Annotated in this window: 7 protein-coding genes; all 7 read left to right on the top strand. The window is 57.4% G+C overall.

Annotated elements, in window-relative coordinates:
* Positions 1-1,126: sulfite dehydrogenase (soxC, locus tag HHJ16_RS09330; RefSeq protein ID WP_293642351.1), on the top strand; the 1,126-nt coding region annotated here is incomplete at its 5' end.
* Positions 1,127-1,148: 22 nt separating this feature from the next.
* Positions 1,149-2,192 (top strand): c-type cytochrome, encoded by a 1,044-nt coding sequence (locus HHJ16_RS09325; RefSeq protein WP_293642353.1) that lies wholly within the window; start codon positions 1,149-1,151, stop codon positions 2,190-2,192.
* A 72-nt stretch (positions 2,193-2,264) separates the two neighbouring features.
* On the top strand, positions 2,265-2,720 hold the full coding sequence (soxY, locus tag HHJ16_RS09320) for a thiosulfate oxidation carrier protein SoxY (protein ID WP_293642348.1): 456 nt from the start codon (positions 2,265-2,267) through the stop codon (positions 2,718-2,720).
* Positions 2,721-2,769: 49 nt separating this feature from the next.
* The gene (gene soxZ / locus HHJ16_RS09315) at positions 2,770-3,081 is read left to right on the top strand and encodes a thiosulfate oxidation carrier complex protein SoxZ (RefSeq protein ID WP_293642347.1); all 312 of its coding nucleotides are present in this window, start codon (positions 2,770-2,772) and stop codon (positions 3,079-3,081) included.
* A 143-nt stretch (positions 3,082-3,224) separates the two neighbouring features.
* On the top strand, positions 3,225-3,923 hold the full coding sequence (gene soxA, locus HHJ16_RS09310; protein ID WP_293642352.1) for a sulfur oxidation c-type cytochrome SoxA: 699 nt from the start codon (positions 3,225-3,227) through the stop codon (positions 3,921-3,923).
* Between the two features lie 16 nt (positions 3,924-3,939).
* Positions 3,940-4,593, top strand: coding sequence for a sulfur oxidation c-type cytochrome SoxX (soxX, locus tag HHJ16_RS09305; RefSeq protein WP_293642346.1), 654 nt, complete (start codon positions 3,940-3,942; stop codon positions 4,591-4,593).
* A gap of 70 nt (positions 4,594-4,663) precedes the next feature.
* On the top strand, positions 4,664-6,397 hold the full coding sequence (gene soxB, locus HHJ16_RS09300; RefSeq protein ID WP_293642345.1) for a thiosulfohydrolase SoxB: 1,734 nt from the start codon (positions 4,664-4,666) through the stop codon (positions 6,395-6,397).
* Positions 6,398-6,472: the final 75 nt, after the last annotated feature.

Genomic DNA, 6,472 nt, shown 5'->3' with positions numbered 1-6,472 from the left:
GGGTCAGGGGGTGTCGGCTGAAGGGAGTTACGGCAAACCTTCCAAATTCGAGACCAATGTCCAGCGCCGCCAAAGCCCGGGTCTGACGCAAACCACCCAGGCTTCCGTGTCCTTTGCGCCGCTGCAGTCGCTGTTCGGTATCGTCACGCCAAGCGGCTTGCACTTCGAGCGCCATCACCAGGGTTGGTGGGACATCGACCCCTCCAAACACCGCTTCATGATCAACGGCATGGTCAAGACGCCTAAGGTCTTCACGATGGATGAGATGATGCGGCTGCCCTCCGTCTCGCGCTTTCATTTCATCGAATGCGGTGCCAACACGGCCGCCGAGTGGGGTAATGTGGCGGTTCCAACCTGCCAGTACACGCACGGCATGCTTTCCTGTAGCGAGTTCACCGGCGTGCCGCTGATCACGCTGTTGGAACTGGCGGGGGCCGATCTCAAAAATGGCAAGTTTGTGCTGGCCGAGGGCGGTGATGGATCGTCCATGACGCGGACTATCCCGATGAGTCTGATCACGTCCGGGGAAGTCGTCGTGGCTTACGGTCAGAACGGCGAGATGCTGCGTCCCGAAAACGGCTATCCACTGCGCCTTGTCGTGCCTGGCGTGCAGGGCGTGAGCTGGGTAAAGTACCTGCGTCGTATCAAGGTGGGAGACCAGCCCTACGCTACCAAGGACGAGGCCATTCACTACATTGACTTGCAGCCCAGCGGCTTGGAACGCCAGTACGCCAACCTGCAGGAGTGCAAGAGCGTGGTCACCACGCCTTCCGGCGGACAAGTGCTGCTCGACAAAGGTTTCTACAACATCACCGGCCTGGCCTGGTCGGGAAAAGGCAAGGTCAAGAAGGTTGACGTGTCCGTGGATGGCGGCCGCAACTGGCGCCAGGCCCGGCTTGAAACACCGGTGCTGTCCAAAGCGCTTACACGCTTCAATATCGATTGGGTTTGGGACGGTAAACCGGCCCTGATCCAGAGTCGTGCAACGGACGATACCGGCTATGTGCAGCCCACCTACAAGCAATTACGGGCCGTGCGCGGTACGCGTTCGATCTATCACAACAACGCCATTCAATCGTGGCTCGTTCAGGAAAACGGCGAGGTGAAAAATGTTCAGCTTTCGTAACGCAGCCGTCGCAGCCGCGGTCATGGCTGGCACCAGCTTTGTGGCGGCGCAGAGCGGGGTACTGTACCCGGGTCTTGGCCGTACGGCGACTCCCAAGGAAGTCGCAGCTTGGGACATTGACGTGCGCCCCGACTTCAAGGGCTTGCCCGTGGGCTCGGGGTCCGTGTCCAAGGGGCAGGACGTGTGGGAGGGCAAGTGCGCCCAATGTCACGGCGTCTTTGGTGATTCGAATGAAGTGTTCAGCCCCTTGATCGGCGGCACCACGGCTGACGACATCAAAACCGGGCGGGTGGCCAAGCTGAAGGATTCAACGGCTGGTCGTACGACGATCATGAAAGTGGCGACTCTCTCCACGTTGTGGGACTACATTCACCGCGCCATGCCCTGGACCCAACCCAAATCATTGAGCACGGACGAGGTGTATTCAGTCACGGCATTCCTGTTGAATCTGGCCGGCGTGGTGCCGGATAACTTTACGTTATCGGATAAAAATATTGCAGAAGTGCAGGCCCGCATGCCGAACCGCAATGGCATGACGACTGAGCATGCACTGTGGCCGGGCAACGAGTTTCATGGCACCAAGGCGCCTGACGTCAAAAACACAGCCTGCATGAAAGACTGTGCAACGGAGTTCACGGTGACCTCCTTTTTGCCGGATTTTGCGCGCAATGCCCATGGCAACCTGGCGCAGCAAAATCGCACGGTGGGCGCCCAGCACGGGGCGGATACAACACGGCCGGAAAACAAGGGCCCGGTGTCGAGTGCAGCGGCGCTCGTTCCGGTTGTGATCGCGCAGACGGCTGCGGGTGGGCAAGACAGCAAGATTGCTCAGGCGCTGACGCAGAAGAACAGTTGCGCGGCTTGTCACGCGGTTGACAGAAAGATCCTGGGCCCGAGCTTTGCGGATATTGCCAAGAAGTATCCCGGTCAGGCGGACTATTTGGTGGGCAAGATCAAGTCGGGTGGTACGGGAGTGTGGGGACCGATTCCAATGCCGGCGCAGTCGCTTGCGGATGTCGACGCCAAAGTCATTGCCTCTTGGCTGGCTGCCGGAGCCGCGAAATAACGATCAGGGATTACACCACTGGTTTGCTTCTATAACTTTATTAGTATTAACTTAACTATTAGGAGAAAATGCATGCACTCACGCAGACAAGCACTTAAAAAAACCGCTGTAGTGGCTGGGCTTTTGGCCTCCACCGGGCTATTCCCGCAGTTTGCTTTTGCGCTCAATAAGGACGCCTTCGAAGCCAAGGGCGTGCAGGATGCGCTCAAGGCGCTCGGTGCCGGCCCATTGACTGAAAGCAAGGACGTCACGATCACCGGTCCCGACATCGCCGAAAACGGTGCGGTGGTTCCGCTGGCCGTCAGCACGACGCTGCCTGGCGTCAAGCGCCTGCTTATATTGGTGGAAAAGAACCCGGCCGCGCTCATCGCCCTGTTCAATATGACGGACAGTATCGAGTCCGCATTTTCGACCCGCGCCAAGATGGGTCAATCTTCTGACGTATACGCCGTAGCCCTGATGGGAGATGGCAAGGTTTTATACGCCAAGAAAGAAGTCAAGGTCACGCTCGGCGGCTGCGGCGGTTAATTGATCACCTCGTAACAGACAGAAATTCAATTCATATTAGGAGCTAAAAATGGCAGATCCGATGCGTATTCGCGCCCAGGCAGCGGGCGATAAAACCACCGTTCGCGTGCTCATGGCGCATGAAATGGAAAGCGGCCAGCGCAAAGACGCTGCAGGCAAAATCGTTCCGGCCTGGTACATCCAGGAAGTCACCGCCAGCCACAACGGCAAGGCCGTTCTGGCCGCAGAGTGGGGGCCGGCAGTTTCAAAAAACCCATTCCTGCAGTTTGTGCTGAAGGGCGCCAAGGCGGGCGACAAAATCGCCATAACCTGGAAAGACACCAGGGGGGACACCCGGACCGACGAAGCCACGGTGTCCTGACTATTTTTTTCTGACTACAACACAAGCACGAGGTGACTATGAGGATCCCAAAAGCACTGTTGCTGATCGCGCTTTGGTGCCTGGTAACTACGCCGACCTGGGCTCAAAAATCGGCGGTTCAATCGATTGAAGAATACCGCGCCATGCTGCAAGATGGCAACCCGGCCGAGCTATTTGAGGCCAAGGGCGAAGCGCTATGGAAGCAAAAGCGCGGACCCAGGAAGGGATCACTCGAACAGTGCGACTTGGGCAAAGGTCCCGGTGTGGTCAAAGGCGTTTTCGTGGAACTGCCGCGTTATTTCTCTGACACGAAGCGGGTGCAAGACCTGGAGTCTCGCCTGCTGACGTGCATGGAGACTCAGCAGGGCTTTAATGCGGCCGAGATTGCAAAAACTCCGTTTGGTGAGGGGGAGCAGAAAAATGTCACGGCACTGGCTACCTGGATTTCGGGCGAGTCCAAGGACCTGAAATTTGACCTGCCCCAAAGCCATCCCCAAGAAAAGGTGTTCTACGAAGTGGGTAAACGCCTCTTCTTTCAGCGTGCTGGTCCGCATGACTTTTCGTGTGCGAGCTGCCACGGGCAGGACAACACGCGTATTCGCCTGCAGGATTTACCCAACCTGACCAAAAATCCCGGCGACGGTGTCGGTTTCGCGGCCTGGCCTGCCTACCGCGTCTCCAATGGGCAGATGTGGGGTATGCAGCAGCGTCTCAACGACTGCTACCGCCAGCAGCGCTTTCCCTACCCCGGCTTCGCCAGCGATGCCACCATTGCGCTCGGCGTGTACCTCGGTGTCAACACGAAGGGGTCGGCGTCCATTGCGCCGGCCATCAAACGCTAAGCAGCGGGAAATCGCGATGAAAAATCAACACAAAATCACGCTGTTGGCTCTGGCCGCCACCGCTCTGGTGGCCGGGTGTGCAACTGGTATGAACGCAAGCGATCTTGACAAACTGACAGCCGACATCGTCAAGGCTTCGTTTCGGGACAAAGGCATCGTCAAGGTGTCCGTCCTAGACACTGATAAGACCGACCAGGTCTGCAGCGCAGCGGATGTTGCCGGTAAACCGTTGGATGAAAGCACGGCCAGAGCGATCGAGGCGGTTAACTTCAAAACCGTCAAATGGCCCTCTGATGGCAACTTCCTTGGTGATTGGAAGGAGGGGGAAAAAATCGCACAAAGCGGTCGAGGTCTGACCTGGACGGACGACGCGAAAACACCCAATGGTGGCAACTGCTACAACTGTCATCAAATTACCAAGGAAGAGATTTCTTTCGGCACCATCGGCCCAAGCTTGTACAACTACGCAAAACTTCGCGGCGTCACAGACCCCGACAGCGCAGCGGCCAAGCCAATGGTGGAATACACCTGGGGCAAGATATGGAACAGCAAGGCCTATAACGCCTGCTCTAACATGCCGCGTGCGGGGCACATGGGGATCCTGACTGAAACTCAGATACGCCACATCGTCGCCCTGCTGCTGGATCCGAAATCGCCCGTCAATCAGTAGGCTGGTATGACCTTATAGGTCCACTCATTGTGTGAATTTTTTAATTTTTTAATTCAATGATTTCGAATTTATGAATTTAACCAAACGCGAATTCTTTCAGGTGCTGGGCGCGGGTACCATGGCCGGGATGGGTTTGGGACGTTACGCAGAGGCTGATGCGGCCACGGCAACCGACGGGTTGTACGACATCCCGAAGTTTGGCAACGTGTCTTTTCTCCACATGACCGATTGCCACGCACAGCTCAAGCCAATTTACTTTCGGGAACCCAGCATTAACATTGGACTGGGATCAATGAAAGGCAACTTTCCCCACTTGGTTGGCGAGCATTTGCTCAAGGTGGCCAAGGTGCGCCCCGGCACGGCGGAGGCCCATGCGCTGACTTACCTCGATTACGAAAAAGCGGCTACGCGATACGGCAAGGTCGGCGGCTTCGCTCACTTGGCCACGCTGGTCAAACGAATGAAGGCCAGTCGACCCGGGGCGTTGCTGCTCGATGGTGGCGATACCTGGCAGGGTTCCGGCACGGCGCTGTGGACCAACGGGCAGGATATGGTGGATGCCTGCAAGCTGCTGGGCGTAGATGTGATGACCGGGCATTGGGAATTTACCTTGGGCATGGAGCGTGTTAAGGAAATCATTGAAAAAGACTTCAAGGGCAAGGTGGATTTCGTGGCCCAGAACGTCAAGACCAATGACTTCGGTGACCCGGTGTTCAAGCCGTATGTGATTCGCGAGATCAATGGCGTACCTTGCGCCATCATCGGCCAGGCCTTTCCGTACACGCCGATTGCCAACCCGCGCTATATGGTGGCCGACTGGGCCTTTGGTATTCAGGATGAGAACATGCAAAAAATGGTGGACGAAGTGCGCAGCAAGGGCGCGCAGGTCGTCGTCGTTTTAAGCCACAACGGCATGGACGTGGACCTCAAAATGGCCAGCCGTGTCAGTGGCATCGATTCGATTATGGGTGGCCATACCCACGACGGCATGCCCGTCGCCACGCTGGTGGCCAATAAGGGCGGCAAGACCATCGTGACCAACGCCGGCTCTAACAGCAAGTTTTTGGGGGTACTGGATTTCGACGTCAAGGAAAAGAAGGTGGTGGACTTCCGCTACAAGCTGTTGCCGGTATTCGCCAACATGCTGCCTGCCGACCAGGCGATGGAAGCGCTCATCACAAAGGTTCGTGGACCTTATGAAGCCAAGCTGGCTGAAAAGCTGGCCGTGACCGAGGGGATGTTGTATCGCCGTGGCAACTTCAACGGTACCGGCGATCAATTGCTGGTTGATGCACTGATGGATGTGCAGGGCGCGGAAATAGCTTTTTCTCCAGGCTTCCGCTGGGGCACCACGCTGTTGCCGGGCCAGGCGATCACCCGCGAATGGCTGATGGACATGACGGCCACGACCTACTCCTATGCGACCGTCACCGACATGACCGGCGAAACCATCAAGACGGTGCTCGAAGACGTCTGCGACAACCTGTTCAACCCAGATCCTTACTACCAGCAGGGCGGTGACATGGTACGCGTGGGGGGCCTGCAATACAGTTGCGACCCGACCGCCTCTATGGGCAAACGCATCGACGATATGCGCCTGAATGGTCAGCCGATTGAGGCCGGTAAAAAATACAAGGTGGCAGGCTGGGCGCCGGTCGCGGAGGAAGCCAAAACCGCCAACAACCCGCTGGTCTGGGATGTCGTGGAAACTTGGCTGAAGGCGCGTGGCGGCAAGGTGGCACCACGTCAACTGAACACGCCGAAACTTGCGAGTGTCCAACCCAATCCGGGATACGACGCCTAGCTTTCGACCAGCCCGGCGCGATTCCCAAGGGATCGGCTCACCGACGGCCGCAGCGGCTGGCCTGAGCACGGCCAC

The sequence above is a fragment of the Polaromonas sp. genome (genome assembly GCF_012927485.1).
In the GTDB taxonomy this organism is placed as follows: domain Bacteria; phylum Pseudomonadota; class Gammaproteobacteria; order Burkholderiales; family Burkholderiaceae_C; genus Polaromonas.
This window is presented reverse-complemented; position numbering and strand designations above follow the sequence as displayed.